The organism is Flavobacterium sp. C4GT6 (assembly GCF_036347315.1).
GTDB lineage: Bacteria > Bacteroidota > Bacteroidia > Flavobacteriales > Flavobacteriaceae > Flavobacterium.
In genome coordinates this window covers 160,996-175,006 of the sequence record NZ_JAZGZU010000008.1, presented here as the reverse complement: position 1 = coordinate 175,006, position 14,011 = coordinate 160,996, and the positions used below count along the sequence as shown (strand labels likewise).

Sequence of the window (14,011 nt, the reverse complement as noted above, 5' to 3'; positions counted from 1 at the left end):
AAACTATTGTACTTACCTTTGCAATCCTTATGCAAAAAACAGTTAACATACTAAATAAAAGAGCCCGCTTTGATTATGAGATACTGGAGCGTTATACAGCCGGTATTGTTTTGGCAGGGTCTGAAATTAAATCCATTCGTTTGGGCAAGGCTTCTATTGCCGAAAGTTTCTGTGAATTTCACGGTCATGAGCTGTTTGCCATAAACACCAATATAGAAGAATACACCTATAGCAGAAGCTTTAGCCACGCTCCAAAAAGTGAACGTAAACTATTGCTTAACAAAAGAGAACTTAAAAGCCTTTTAAAAAGTGTACAGAACAAAGGTTTAACTATTGTTCCGCTTAGGCTGTTTACAAACGAAAAAGGACTTGCCAAACTGGAAATTGGGCTGGCACGCGGTAAAAAGAATTACGACAAGCGTGATACTATTAAGGATCGTGACGTAAAACGCGACCTTGACAGGATCAAAAAAATATACAAATAAAAAAGGGTTGACATTAAGTCAACCCTTTTTATATACGTTTAGTTTTTATTTTCCAACAATGGTACAAACCTAAATTCACCAAACTCATGTTTTTCAAACTGGGTTTCATTTTTTCTTATAAGCATAGTCATTATCTGTATACCCTGCTCATTATCAACAGGGATAATAAGCCTGCCTCCTATTTTTAACTGCGCCATTAAAGGTTTAGGGATAAACGGAGCTCCGGCAGTAACTATAACACTATCAAACGGAGCAAAATTAGGCAGTCCTTTGTATCCGTCACCAAACGAAAGATGCTTAGGTCTAATACCCAGTTTAGGCAATAACAGCGATGTGGTTTTAAAAAGTTCCCTTTGCCTTTCCACACTATATACTTTTGCCCCCATTGTACATAATACAGCGGTTTGGTAGCCAGACCCCGTTCCTATTTCGAGTATTTTATGTTCGGGCTCTACTTCCAGTAATTGCGACTGAAATGCTACGGTGTAAGGTTGAGATATAGTTTGACCTGCCCCAATAGGGAAAGCCTTATCCTGATAGGCATAATCTTCAAAGCTGGAATCTAAAAAAAGGTGTCGCGGTATCTTTTTAATGGCCGCAAGTACATTTTTATCTGTAATGCCTTTTTGTTCCAAAACGCTTACCAACTGATTACGAAGTCCCTGATGTTTTCCTGTATCTCTCAATGCTGTATAATGTTTATTCTGTAAAAATAGAAAACATTTCACATAGGGTGCAATACTAAATGCACTATCATATTAACAATGCAGTATTCTCAAAAAACATAGTTTATTTTTAGTGCTGTGTTCTTGCGTTTTACAGCGAAATAGTTTTATTTTTGTTAAAAATTTTTTCTTTATGCTTAAAGTAGGAGTATTGGGCGCAGGCCATTTAGGGAAAATCCACCTGCGTTTACTCAACCAATCCCAAAAATATGAACTGGTAGGGTTTTATGACCCTAACATTGCCAATGCCGATAAAGTGGCAAAAGAACACGGCTACCGTAAATTTGACTCTATAGAAGAACTTATAAATGCTGTGGATGTGGTAGATATTGTAACCCCTACCCTTTCACATCACGATTGTGCCAAAGATGCCATTACAGCCGGCAAACACGTTTTTGTTGAAAAACCTATATCTAACACGGTTGAAGAAGCCGAGGAAATTATAGCCCTTGCCAAGCAACATAACGTAAAAGGACAGGTAGGACACGTAGAGCGTTTTAACCCTGCCTTTATGGCTACCCGCGAAAAGATTGCTAACCCTATGTTTATTGAAACCCACCGCCTTGCCGAGTTTAACCCTCGCGGTACAGATGTACCTGTAGTGCTGGATTTAATGATACATGACATAGATGTTATACTTAGTGTGGTAAAAAGCAAAGTAAAAGATGTTAAGGCAAGTGGTGTTTCGGTAATTAGTGACACACCCGATATTGCCAATGCCCGTATTGAGTTTGAAAACGGATGTGTGGCAAACCTTACAGCAAGCCGTATATCGCTTAAAAATATGCGTAAGTCGCGTTTCTTCCAAAAGGATGCTTATATATCGGTTGACTTTTTAGATAAGATGTGTGAGGTGGTAAAAATGAAAGATGCTCCCGAAGAACCGGGCGATTTTGATATGATACTACAAAATGCCGAAGGACTTAAAAAGCAAATTTACTTTGAGAATCCTGAAATTGTGGCAAACAACGCCATACTGGACGAACTGGAAACTTTTGCCGATGCCATAAACAATAATACTACACCAATAGTAACACTGGAAGACGGTACCGAAGCCTTAAGAATAGCTTACCGTATTATTGACTGTTTTGAGAAAAAGTAACAAGATATCTTATAATAACCCCGACTTTAAAAGTTGGGGTTATTTTTTTATATTAGAGGCTTAAATCACAAGCCCATCCAACCATGAAAAAACTGTTTTTACTTCTGTTATTAGTTATTACTACAAGTGGTATTGCACAAAATCTTTTAAAAGGTACCGTGAAAGACCTCACCACACAGGAAAACATGGATTTGGTTACGGTTAGCACAAAGGATCAGCAGAACAACACTATATCAAACACCGAAGGGAACTTTCAGTTAAGTTACCCCGATGGTACTCAAACCATAGTACTTACCTATTTGGGATATGCCCCACTGGAGATGAATCTTACAAACCTGCCAAAGGATAACATTTTTTACCTTGAACCAACAGATTTTGAACTGGAGGAAATAGTAGTCATCAGTACGCCACTTAACGAGTTTGTAGAACAGTTGGTTAAAAACTCATACAACCATTTAAATGCTCCGTTCCTGCTAAGTACCTATTACAGGGAGTTTGTAAAAATAAACGACACTTACAGTAAATTTTCAGACGGACTTATAGACTACAATGTAGACAAACGCCGCAAAGAGATTAAAAGTGATGTAGTAGTAAAACAAAGCCGTGCTTTTAAACTTAATAGTGATGAGGAAAGTATGCTGGCTGCCGAAATGACTTCTCCGCTTGATTTACGCAAAGCAGTTTCAAGAGACTGTAATTTTGGAGTACTGGATCATGTTTTTGGTAAAAAGGAATTTAAAAAATATTCCTTTATCGTTAAGTCACAAAAAGATGCAAATGGTAATGATGTTCAAACCATATACTACGAACCATTACCTGAGATAGAAGAGCCTTTATATGCCGGTAGTGTTACTTATGACCCTGCCAAGAACCTTATACTTGCCATGGAGCTTTACATGGCTCCGTCACACAGACAGTATTCTAAGCTAAGAAATTTTCTGATTATCAAAGCAAGACTGGAAAACCTAGGCTATAAATGCCTTTTTAAGCTTACTAATGATAATTACATGCTGTCTTACTCCTGTGTTTATGGTGATATTTACATCAAGAACAAAAAAAGGTTTGACGATAATATAATATTTAAAAGCGACCTTATCGTAACCAACTTCACAAGTGACCTGAGTTCTTTCAACAAAAAAGAAAAATACAGGGATAAAGATCTATATCAGGCGGGAACGAATTATACCGAGGAGTTTTGGAAGAAAAACAACTCCATACTTTTAACTGCCGAAGAAGAAGAGATTATCAGTTCGCTAAAGGACGTAAAATAAGTACAGTTAGCAATCAAAAGCTGTAATAATTACGAATTTGAAAAGAAATTCATTACAAAAACGTTTTCTGTTGCAAATTTGCCATTATTGTTACTAATTTTACCGCCAAATTTTCATAAATTCGGCAAACTTTAAACAAACAGACTTTATAATGAAAAACATAGCAGTAATAGGTGCAGGAACAATGGGTAATGGTATTGCCCACACCTTTGCACAAAGCGGATTTACAGTAAAACTTATTGATATATCAGAAAAATCACTAGACAAAGGTATGGCTACTATAGCCGGTAACCTTGACAGGATGATTGCAAAAGGCACTATTACCGAAGAGGATAAAGCTAAAACAATAGGTAACATTATTACCTATACCGATATTAAAGATGGTGTTGTAGGTGTTGACCTTGTGGTTGAAGCCGCTACCGAAAACGTAGACCTTAAACTAAACATATTCAAACAGCTTAACGAGTACTGTGAGGCAAACACAATTTTGGCAACAAATACTTCGTCTATCTCCATTACACAAATTGCAGCTGTTACAACAAGGCAGGACAAAGTAATTGGTATGCACTTTATGAACCCGGTGCCAATTATGAAACTGGTAGAGATTATTCGTGGTTACAATACTTCTGACGAAGTTACCAAAACCATTATGGACCTGTCGGTTAAACTAAGTAAAGTACCTGTAGAAGTTAACGATTACCCTGGTTTTGTGGCAAACCGCATACTTATGCCAATGATTAACGAAGCTATTGAAACACTTTACAACGGTGTTGCAGGAGTGTATGAAATTGACACGGTAATGAAACTGGGTATGGCTCACCCTATGGGTCCGTTACAACTAGCCGATTTCATTGGTCTTGATGTATGCCTTTCTATCCTTAACGTAATGTACGACGGATTTAAAAACCCTAAATATGCACCATGTCCGTTATTGGTTAACATGGTACGCGCCGGTAAACTGGGTGTTAAATCGGGCGAAGGTTTCTACGATTATTCCGAAAGCAAAAAAGCCGAAAAAGTGGCAAAAATGTTTGCAAAGTAGTATATTTAAAGACGGGTTTTTCAACCCGTCTTTTTTAACTCTGTAAATATTACCATGAATACAAACTGGGATTTCAATATTATATCTGTCACAGGGCTTATGGGGCTTATATTTGTTATAGCAGCCATTATAATGTATTGCTATCCGCCAAAAAAAATAAACCACCTGTACGGATACCGAACTTCAGCCTCTATGGCTTCACAGCAACGATGGGATTTTTCGCAAAAATACTCAACTCGGATTATGTTATGGGGCGGATTATTATTTACGGTAACAGGATTACTGTTTATACTGCTTAAAATACCAATGCTTACTGATACATGTATCGGGCTTTTGGGTGCAGTAATTTTTACTGCTTTTATATTTATTAAAACCGAACGCGAACTTAAAAAGCGTTTTGGTAAAAATTAAACTTTACACAATTGGCAAAAATAGTTCCGTTTAAAGCTGTACGCCCTACGCGCGACAAGGTGAGTTTGGTTACATCGCGCTCATACGAAGAGTATACTCCTGCCGAACTGGCATCACAGCTTGATTATAACCCTTTTTCGTTTTTACACATACTTAATCCTGCTTATGTAAACCTGCACAAAATATCTACCGCTACCAGATTTAAGGGGGTACAGTTAAAATATCAGGAGTTTAAGGAAGAAGATGTTTTTAAAAAGGAACCAAACCCTGTATTCTTTCTGTATGAGATACAAAGCAAAAACAACACCTTTACGGGTATTATAGCAGGCACATCTATAGAAGATTACAAGAACAACGTGATAAAGAAACATGAAGATACGCTTGCCTACCGCGTAGAACTGTTTAAAGATTATCTGCACCAAACCGGCTTTAATACCGAACCGGTTCTTATTACCTATCCGCAAAATAACGAACTGCAGCAATGGATAGACAAACGTAAACAGAAAAGACCATTATACCTGTTCTCTTCCCTTAATAAAGACAAACACACTATTTGGCGTATTAAAGAGGATGAGGAGATACAATGGGTACAGGAACAGTTTGAAAAAATGGGTAACCTGTACATTGCCGACGGGCATCACCGTTCGGCTTCGGCAGAAATGCTGTACGATCAGGATAAGGATTCGGGTAACGCAAACCTGAACCATTTTATGAGTTTCCTGATATGTGAAACCAATTTAAAAATATACGAATACAATCGCATAGTTAACGACCTTAACGGACTTACAAAACATGCCTTCCTTAAAGCTCTGGAAAAAGATTTCACTATAGTGAACAAAGACCAGGAGTTATGGAAACCAAAACAAAAATACCAGTTTGGTATGTATTTGGATGGTGATTTTTATGCTCTTACGTTAAAAAACACTAACTTTAATTCGGTTATGGATGGGCTTGACGCCCAGATTCTTTACACCAAAGTACTTAACCCTTTACTGGGAATTGGCGATTTGCGTAACGATGAGCGCATTGCCTACATACCGGGAAGTAAAGCTGTAACTGCCATTAAGGAAATGGTAGACGGAGGCGATTTTGAAGTAGGCTTTATGCTCTACCCAGCCTCTATAAACGAGATTAAAAAGCTGGCAGACAACAACCTAATTATGCCGCCAAAAAGTACGTATATAGAACCAAAATTCAGGAGCGGACTTGTAGTGTATGAAATTTAAATTTCATATCTTCATGTAACACAAACAGTACTTTTTCTTAGCAAATAGTATTAAATTTGTTATTCGGGACGATACCTAAAATCAGACCCTAAATACCACAATTGAAAAAATGTCGATAAAAGAAAATTTACTTTCCATAAAAGAGGCCCTGCCATCACATGTTACCCTTGTGGCAGTAAGCAAAACCAAGCCTGTTAGCGACCTTATGGAAGCTTATGATGCCGGACAGCGTATTTTTGGCGAAAACAAAATACAGGAAATGACTGATAAGCATGAGCAAATGCCTAAGGACATTGAATGGCATATGATAGGCCACGTACAAACCAATAAGGTAAAATACATGGCTCCGTTTGTTAGCTTGGTACATGGCGTAGACAGCCTTAAACTCCTTAAAGAAGTAAATAAACAGGCTAAAAAGAACAACAGGGTTATAAACTGCCTGCTGCAAATGCACATAGCCGAAGAGGATACCAAATTTGGGCTGTATGAAGCCGAACTTAACGAGATACTGGAGTCGGACGAATTTAAGCAAATGGAAAACATAAAAGTTACCGGACTTATGGGGATGGCTACTTTTACCGACAGCGAACACCAAATTGAAAAGGAGTTTAGTTACCTTAAAGGTATATTCGACAGGTTACAGGAACATCCTGAAAGATCTAACTTCAAACCCGAAACACTTTCTATGGGAATGAGTGGCGATTATAAGTTGGCTATTTCCTGCGGAAGCACCATGATTCGCGTAGGCAGTAGTATTTTTGGTTCAAGGCATTAAATTTTGGGAATTTTATCCGAAATTTGCATCTTTAAAATTTTAAACAGATAAACACACTTTTTGTACGCAATACTTGACATAGAGACGACCGGAGGACAGTATAATGAGGAAGGAATAACCGAGATTGCCATATATAAATACGATGGGCATGAGGTAGTAGACCAGTTTATCAGCCTTGTAAATCCCGAGAAACCCATTCAGCCTTTTGTGGTAAAGCTTACCGGCATTAATAATGCCATGCTTCGCAGTGCACCTAAGTTTTATGAGGTTGCTAAGCGTATTATTGAAATTACCGAAGGCTGTATTATAGTGGCACATAATGCCCAGTTTGATTACAGGGTTCTACGCACTGAGTTTAACCGACTGGGTTATAACTACGAGCGACAGTCACTTTGTACTGTAGAGCTGTCACAAAAACTGTTACCCGAACAAAAATCACACAGCCTTGGCAAGCTTGTCCGTGCACTGGGAATCCCTATGAGCGACAGGCACCGTGCAACCGGAGATGCTATGGCAACCGTGCATCTGTTCAAATTATTACTCTCTAAAGACACTACTAAGGAAATTGTAAAAAGCCTTATTAAAACAGATCAGAAAAAAGGAATCCCTCCTAAGTTGTTTGATATACTGGAAGGCATACCTGCGGTTACAGGACTTTACTACATATATAAAGAAAACGGCGACCTGATATACATCGGTAAGAGCCGAAACATAAAGAAAAGGCTACACCAGCATTTTACAGCAACATCGGGCAAATCAAAACGTATTCAGCGTGACACCTATGCTGTGAAGTATGAGGAAACCGGAAGCGAACTTATTGCCCTGCTCAAAGAATGTCAGGAAATTAAGGTAAATAAACCTGTATACAATCGTGCCCAAAAGAAAACGGTTTTCCCGTGGTCTGTGTACGTTGAAAAAAATAGTGATGGTTACCTATGCCTTAGCCTGCAAAAAACCGACGGACGTAAAAAGGAAGTGGTTTCGTTTTCAAGTGCTACCGATGGTAAAAATGCCCTGCATAGAATTGTGGAACAGTATAACCTGTGCAAAAAAATAAACGGACTTGAGAGTCCGTCGAAACCAAGTTGCTTTGGCCTTGAACTAAATACCTGTAATGGTGCCTGTGTAGGTAATGAACCTGCCGAAGAGTATAACAAACGTGTACAGGAATTTGTAGATAATAACAGCTTTTACAATCAAAGCATGATTATTATAGACCGGGGTCGTACTGTAGAAGAGCGTAGTGCTGTACTTATTGAAAAAGGCGAATATAAGGGCTATGCGTTTTATAACCTCAACTACCAGATCACTAAACCTGATATTTTGAAAAACATTCTTATCCCTATGGATAATAACAGGGATGCAAAAAACATTATTAAAAGCTACATAAGGAAAAAGAAAGCTTTAAAAATAGTGCGTCTATAAGAGTTTTAGTAATTTTGATAGGAATCAAACCCTACTGCATTGAAAAAAGGCATTATCAGCGACGATTTCAGGAAAAAACTACACGTTATAATTTACGAGGCCGATACTCCGGCGGGTCGTTTTTTTGACCTTGCCCTGCTGTTTGTTATCATTATAAGTATAGTGGCTGTAATGCTGGAAAGCGTAACATCTATAAGGCTGCTTCATGGTAAAGAACTTGCCATTACCGAATGGATTATAACCATACTTTTTACGCTTGAATATATTGCACGTATTGTTGCACTCAAAAAGCCTTTAAACTACATTTTTAGCTTTTATGGTATAATCGACCTCATCTCTACCTTACCTAAATATATTGATGTTTTATTCCCGGGCTTAGGTTTCCTTATATCTATCAGGGCACTCAGGCTATTAAGGGTTTTCAGGATTTTAAAACTGAGTCAGTTTGTAGGGGCATCAAACCAATTATTAACAGCACTCCAAAAGAGCCGTGTAAAAATTGCCGTATTTTTGTTTACGGTTGTTATACTCTGTATCATTTTAGGTACACTCATGTTTATAATTGAAGGGCCCGAGAGTGGTTTTACCAATATCCCCATTAGCATTTACTGGACTATAGTTACCCTAACCACCGTTGGTTTTGGCGATATTACACCGGTTACACCTTTAGGGCAGTTTGTATCGGTTATAATCATGATTATGGGTTACGGTATTATAGCCGTACCTACCGGGCTGGTTACCGCACAGTTTATACAGGAACGAAGTGAAAACAGTAATACACAGGTATGCCCCAACTGTAATGCAGACCACCATAAGGATAATGCCAACTATTGCTATAACTGTGGGCATCATTTACATAATTAATTCATGAATAGTACAGATAAAAAATATCTTATTACCGTTATAGGCCCTACAGCCATAGGCAAAACAGCTATGGCCATTGAGCTTGCCAAACATTTTAACTGCGAGATACTTTCGGCAGACAGCAGGCAGTTTTTTAAGGAAATGAATATTGGTACTGCTGTTCCAAGTGAAGATGAACTAGCCGGAGCACCACATCATTTTATACAGAACATTAGTGTTTTTGACGAATATAATGTGGGCGATTTTGAACGTGATGCCATAAATAAGCTCGACGAACTGTACACGCAAAATGATTTTGCTGTATTGGTAGGTGGGTCAGGGCTATACATTGATGCTGTTTTAAAAGGTTTTGACGATTTCCCAGATGTAGACTCTGCCGTGAGACAGGAAATAATTTCCAACTATGAGGAAAACGGAATTACATGGCTACAGCAGGAACTGGAAAAAAGAGACCCTGTACATTATGCCAATGTAGCCAAAGAGAATCCGCAACGTATGATGCGCGCCCTTGAGGTATGTATCAGTTCGGGGAAGCCCTACTCCTCTTTCCTTAACATCAAAAAGAATTCAAGACGATTTACCCCTATTGTTATTGGACTGGATGCCGAAAGGGAAGTAATGTATGACCGCATTAACCGCCGTGTGGACATCATGGTAAACAACGGACTTATTGAAGAGGCAAAAGCACTCTATCCGCATAAAAAGTTAAATGCTTTACAAACTGTGGGATACCGCGAATTATTCAGTTACTTTGACGGCGATTTCACCAAAGAATTTGCCATAGAGGAAATAAAAAAGAATACACGACGCTTTGCAAAAAGGCAAATGACATGGTTTAAACGTACCGAAGGCGTACATTGGTTTGACTTTACTACTAATCCACAGGAAATTATTAATTACATAGAAAACTCACTATAATGCCAATATCTCCACAATTCACATCGGTTTTTACACAAAACTGGGAAATTAATTTTTTACAGTGCCTGCCCAGCGGACACTTAAAACATACTGAACTGTGCAACCTTATGCAGCTTACCGCAGGTGCACACGCCGAACTGGGCGGTATGAGCTTTACCGATATGCAGGTACACGACCAGGCATGGGTACTTAGCCGTATGAGGGTTGAAGTGGATGAACTACCTAAATGGCGTGATACAGTAACTATAAAAACATGGATTTTGGACCTGCAGGGATCACGATCTGTAAGGGCACTGGAAATGTATATAGGGGATAAAAAAGTAGCGGGAGCCCTAACCTACTGGGCGGTTATAAATACCAAACTACGCAAGGCCGAAGCTTTGGTTTTACCTCATGAGCATTTTGAAAAGTATCCGGACAGGATGCCTACACAAGAGCCGTTTAAAAAGGTGGAAATTACAAGAGAAAGTGAAGTGGCTACTGAGAGAACAGTATTACTGTCTGACCTTGATATTGTTTTCCATGCCAATAATGTAAAATATTTGGAATGGTGCCTTGACACGGTAGATTTTAAACCTTTACTAAAACAACAGCTTAAAAGTTTTGACATGAACTACCTAAGGGAACTTAAGCTAGGGGATAAAATATCAATTAGCAGAGGACAGCAGGATAATCAAACTTATTTTACGGTACAAAAAGACGATAAACCTAGTTTTGCCCTGGAGCTTAACTGGGAATAAAGCATAAAAAAAGACTGCCTGAAAAACAAGTATGAGATCGAATTCATAAATTTTTCAGGCAGTCTGCAAAAGTGGATTACTTAGCTTTTATTTTTCTTCTACTTTGTTTTTAACCACTAAACGGAAACCTTCTCCGTGAATGTTAAGAATTTCAACATCCTCATCCGGTTTAAGGTATTTTCTAAGCTTAGCGATATATACGTCCATACTTCTAGACGTAAAGTAGTTATCGTCTCTCCAAATTTTTGTAAGTGCAAGCTCTCTTGGCATTAAGTCATTTTCATGAAGTGCAAGCATTTTAAGCAGCTCATTTTCTTTTGGTGAAAGTTTTATTGGCTCTTCTTTATCAAACGTTAGGAAACGTAGTTTTGAATTAAGGTGGAACCTTCCAATCTGGAACTCAAACTTAGCATTATCTGTTTTAGTTTCAGAAGCCTTTCTTTGAATGATAGCTTTAATTTTCATTAAAAGCACCTCACTGTCAAAAGGTTTGTTTAGGTAATCATCTGCCCCAACTTTGTAACCTTTTAATACATCTTCCTTCATTGATTTAGCTGTAAGGAAAATAATAGGCACTTCTTTATTCTTTTCTCTAATTTCTCTGGCAAGTGTATATCCGTCCTTATAAGGCATCATCACATCAAGGATACAAAGGTCGAAATTGTCCTTTTTAAATTTTTCGAAGCCTTCCATACCGTTTTTGGCTAGTGTAACTTCAAAATCATTAATTGACAGATAATCTTTTAAAACCGCCCCAAAGTTTGGGTCGTCTTCTACTAAAAGAATTTTTTTGTGTGTTTCTTCCATATCTCTTTTTTTAATTTATTAGCGGCATCTTTATAATAAAAGTACTGCCTTTACCTTTTTCACTTTCTACGTAAATGTGACAGTTATGATCGTCTATTATCCTCTTAACGTAGGCTAATCCTAATCCGTGTCCTTTCACATTGTGCAAATCTCCTGTGTGCTCCCTGTAAAACTTCTCAAAAATTCGTTTTTGAGTGGTTTTAGACATTCCCAAGCCCTTATCGGTAATTTTGATCAAAACAAAATCCTTTACGTTCTCGGTATAAACATCTATTTCAGGTTCGCCCTCAGAATATTTAATAGCATTGTCAAGAATATTCACTATTACATTAGTAAAGTGTACATCATTTAACAACACTGTTGTTCTGGTTGCATGGAAATGGCGTGTTAACTGCCCTTCCCTTGCTTCAATAATTAAATGAACGTGCTCTATAGCATCTTCAATAATATCGTGTATATCGGCCTGATCTTTAGTCAGGTCAAGTTCTTTTCTGTCCAGTTTAGAGATTTGAAGTACATTCTCAACCTGAGAGTGCATTCTTTTATTCTCTTCCCTAATCATTTGCAAGTACCGCTGTACCTTTTCGGTATCGCCTAAAATTTTTGGGTTCTTAATCGCATCCAGTGCAAGGTTTATTGTTGCAATAGGCGTTTTGAACTCATGTGTCATGTTATTAATAAAATCGGTTTTAATTTCCGATATCTGCTTTTGTTTAATAAGCTGGTTAATGGCACTTAAATAAGCAATAATGATAATGAGCGTAAATACAATTGACAATGATGTTATACCCAGAAGCTTTGTTAATATATACTTTTGTTTATTAGGAAAACTAACATTAAGCCTGTAATCGGGTTTATCTCCTACACCACTGCTTCCTGAAAACAATGTTATACCATAATGACTTTCTTTAAAGCTAAATCCCTTAGACTGCATTTTTGTAGCAAGCCCGTCCTTGTAAACAACATATTCAAAATGAGTGTCAATACCATCACGTTCCATCTCGTTTTTTAGTGTGCTTACCAACGACTCTTCAGGAATACGGCTTTCTATTGGCCTACCTTCATTATAATAATTAAAAAGTAGCTGAATTTTAAGGCTTTCCTTTTTTTCATTCTCCTTTTTGGCATTATTCATCGACTGCTTAACAGCATCAATAGTCATGCCATTTTCACCCGAATTTTCTGTTAAAGAATCGTTTTTTGAAACCGATGCATTATCAATCATTTCCAACTCTTCTTTATAGCTCTGAGCTATTATGTCTGAGTATATTATATTGTTTCGTTCTCTTATATTTCCTTTATAAAGATAATTGGCAAAATCAGCCTGATTTGGCGGATGTCCTACACTATCCCTTATATGACTATATAATTTGTAAAAGTTTTCTTTTTCCTCACTTTCCAGCTTTATAGAAACTTTATTCATTACCTGCTGAACGTGCGATTTAAATTGCTCTTCTCCGTTTTTAAATGATATATTAATCCAGTATAACTGTACTAAAATGATACCTATCAATGAAAGGCTCATAAAAAATACTAATAACCGGAATCTTGTTTTATTCATCAATACAAAATTAACATTTTAACAATTATACTCTTAATATATTAACCAAAGATTAACAACGATAGCATTTTTTACATTTTATTCAATTCTGTAAAAATTTTATATGCTTCATTTTTAGCTGTATCCCTGTCAACATTATGTATTACATAGTCACTTAAAGATGCTTTTTTTTCTTCGTCCCACTGGTTTGACATTCTACTCATTACCTGCTGTTCGGTCACATTGTCACGTTGCATGACTCTTTTTATTCTCAGGTCTTTAGGCGCTGTCACCAGTATTATTTTATCACAGTCTTTATAACTCCCGCTTTCAAATAATATTGCGGCTTCCTTTATCACAAAATTTTGCGAATTATGCATTTTCACCCACTCCAGAAAATGTTCTTTTACTTTTGGATGGATAATACTGTTTAGTATGGTAAGTTTATCGGGGTTATTAAAAACAACCCCTGCCAATTTGGCTTTATCAGGCAAACCATTTGTAAAAACTGTTTCGCCAAACGCTTTCTTAACTTCAGTAACAGCAGCCGGCAGGAACAATATTTTTTTTGCCTCTTCATCGGCTATATATACCGGCACACCCAGTGAAGCAAAATAGTTTGCCATGGTGCTTTTACCACTACCTATACCTCCCGTTAAGCCAATAATTTTTGTACCCAT

Annotated in this window: 15 protein-coding genes; 11 read left to right on the top strand and 4 right to left on the bottom strand. The window is 37.5% G+C overall.

Features of this window, described 5'->3' with window-relative positions; translation table 11 throughout:
• Positions 1 to 29 precede the first annotated feature (29 nt).
• Positions 30 to 485: an SsrA-binding protein SmpB gene (smpB, locus tag V3Z67_RS11485; RefSeq protein WP_035132812.1), complete on the top strand. Its 456-nt coding sequence runs from the start codon at positions 30 to 32 to the stop codon at positions 483 to 485.
• Positions 486 to 523: 38 nt separating this feature from the next.
• Here smpB and V3Z67_RS11480 read toward each other — a convergent pair whose 3' ends face one another.
• Entirely contained in the window at positions 524 to 1,171 is a 648-nt protein-coding gene (locus V3Z67_RS11480) for a protein-L-isoaspartate(D-aspartate) O-methyltransferase (RefSeq protein WP_330443444.1), read from the bottom strand.
• A 172-nt stretch (positions 1,172 to 1,343) separates the two neighbouring features.
• On the opposite strand from V3Z67_RS11480, the gene V3Z67_RS11475 reads away from it, so the two are divergent.
• The 10 genes from V3Z67_RS11475 (at position 1,344) to V3Z67_RS11430 (ending at position 10,984) form a co-directional block, all read left to right on the top strand.
• Complete coding sequence (locus V3Z67_RS11475; RefSeq protein WP_330443443.1) at positions 1,344 to 2,312, top strand: Gfo/Idh/MocA family protein; 969 nt, start codon at positions 1,344 to 1,346, stop codon at positions 2,310 to 2,312.
• Between the two features lie 83 nt (positions 2,313 to 2,395).
• Positions 2,396 to 3,583, top strand: a complete 1,188-nt coding sequence (locus tag V3Z67_RS11470) for a carboxypeptidase-like regulatory domain-containing protein (protein ID WP_330443442.1) — start codon at positions 2,396 to 2,398, stop codon at positions 3,581 to 3,583.
• Positions 3,584 to 3,734: 151 nt separating this feature from the next.
• Entirely contained in the window at positions 3,735 to 4,625 is an 891-nt protein-coding gene (locus V3Z67_RS11465; RefSeq protein WP_330443441.1) for a 3-hydroxybutyryl-CoA dehydrogenase, read from the top strand.
• A gap of 54 nt (positions 4,626 to 4,679) precedes the next feature.
• On the top strand, positions 4,680 to 5,036 hold the full coding sequence (locus tag V3Z67_RS11460; protein WP_330443440.1) for an SdpI family protein: 357 nt from the start codon (positions 4,680 to 4,682) through the stop codon (positions 5,034 to 5,036).
• 11 nt (positions 5,037 to 5,047) lie between these two features.
• Positions 5,048 to 6,262, top strand: coding sequence for a DUF1015 domain-containing protein (locus tag V3Z67_RS11455; protein ID WP_330443439.1), 1,215 nt, complete (start codon positions 5,048 to 5,050; stop codon positions 6,260 to 6,262).
• Between the two features lie 109 nt (positions 6,263 to 6,371).
• Positions 6,372 to 7,037, top strand: coding sequence for a YggS family pyridoxal phosphate-dependent enzyme (locus V3Z67_RS11450; protein WP_330443438.1), 666 nt, complete (start codon positions 6,372 to 6,374; stop codon positions 7,035 to 7,037).
• Between the two features lie 60 nt (positions 7,038 to 7,097).
• Positions 7,098 to 8,462 (top strand): exonuclease domain-containing protein, encoded by a 1,365-nt coding sequence (locus V3Z67_RS11445; protein WP_330443437.1) that lies wholly within the window; start codon positions 7,098 to 7,100, stop codon positions 8,460 to 8,462.
• A 39-nt stretch (positions 8,463 to 8,501) separates the two neighbouring features.
• Entirely contained in the window at positions 8,502 to 9,326 is an 825-nt protein-coding gene (locus V3Z67_RS11440; protein ID WP_330443436.1) for an ion transporter, read from the top strand.
• Positions 9,327 to 9,329: 3 nt separating this feature from the next.
• Complete coding sequence (gene miaA, locus V3Z67_RS11435; RefSeq protein ID WP_330443435.1) at positions 9,330 to 10,244, top strand: tRNA (adenosine(37)-N6)-dimethylallyltransferase MiaA; 915 nt, start codon at positions 9,330 to 9,332, stop codon at positions 10,242 to 10,244.
• On the top strand, positions 10,244 to 10,984 hold the full coding sequence (locus V3Z67_RS11430; protein WP_330443434.1) for an acyl-[acyl-carrier-protein] thioesterase: 741 nt from the start codon (positions 10,244 to 10,246) through the stop codon (positions 10,982 to 10,984). Before miaA ends, V3Z67_RS11430 begins: the two co-directional genes overlap by 1 nt.
• Before the next feature lie 87 nt (positions 10,985 to 11,071).
• Here the strand turns inward: V3Z67_RS11430 and V3Z67_RS11425 are convergent, their stop codons facing one another.
• From V3Z67_RS11425 to coaE, 3 genes are all read right to left on the bottom strand, one after another.
• Entirely contained in the window at positions 11,072 to 11,791 is a 720-nt protein-coding gene (locus V3Z67_RS11425; RefSeq protein WP_035132845.1) for a response regulator transcription factor, read from the bottom strand.
• Positions 11,792 to 11,801: 10 nt separating this feature from the next.
• On the bottom strand, positions 11,802 to 13,352 hold the full coding sequence (locus tag V3Z67_RS11420; RefSeq protein WP_330443433.1) for a sensor histidine kinase: 1,551 nt from the start codon (positions 13,350 to 13,352) through the stop codon (positions 11,802 to 11,804).
• Positions 13,353 to 13,423: 71 nt separating this feature from the next.
• Complete coding sequence (coaE, locus tag V3Z67_RS11415; protein WP_330443432.1) at positions 13,424 to 14,011, bottom strand: dephospho-CoA kinase; 588 nt, start codon at positions 14,009 to 14,011, stop codon at positions 13,424 to 13,426.

Excerpts from the sequence above, each read along its gene's own strand:
- smpB (WP_035132812.1), top strand. The coding sequence starts at position 30 with ATGCAAAAAACAGTTAACATACTAAATAAAAGAGCCCGCTTTGATTAT.
- V3Z67_RS11475 (WP_330443443.1), top strand. The coding sequence starts at position 1,344 with ATGCTTAAAGTAGGAGTATTGGGCGCAGGCCATTTAGGGAAAATCCAC.
- V3Z67_RS11470 (WP_330443442.1), top strand. The coding sequence starts at position 2,396 with ATGAAAAAACTGTTTTTACTTCTGTTATTAGTTATTACTACAAGTGGT.
- V3Z67_RS11465 (WP_330443441.1), top strand. The coding sequence starts at position 3,735 with ATGAAAAACATAGCAGTAATAGGTGCAGGAACAATGGGTAATGGTATT.
- V3Z67_RS11460 (WP_330443440.1), top strand. The coding sequence starts at position 4,680 with ATGAATACAAACTGGGATTTCAATATTATATCTGTCACAGGGCTTATG.
- V3Z67_RS11450 (WP_330443438.1), top strand. The coding sequence starts at position 6,372 with ATGTCGATAAAAGAAAATTTACTTTCCATAAAAGAGGCCCTGCCATCA.
- miaA (WP_330443435.1), top strand. The coding sequence starts at position 9,330 with ATGAATAGTACAGATAAAAAATATCTTATTACCGTTATAGGCCCTACA.
- V3Z67_RS11430 (WP_330443434.1), top strand. The coding sequence starts at position 10,244 with ATGCCAATATCTCCACAATTCACATCGGTTTTTACACAAAACTGGGAA.
- V3Z67_RS11425 (WP_035132845.1), bottom strand. The coding sequence starts at position 11,791 with ATGGAAGAAACACACAAAAAAATTCTTTTAGTAGAAGACGACCCAAAC.
- V3Z67_RS11420 (WP_330443433.1), bottom strand. The coding sequence starts at position 13,352 with ATGAATAAAACAAGATTCCGGTTATTAGTATTTTTTATGAGCCTTTCA.
- coaE (WP_330443432.1), bottom strand. The coding sequence starts at position 14,011 with ATGGGTACAAAAATTATTGGCTTAACGGGAGGTATAGGTAGTGGTAAA.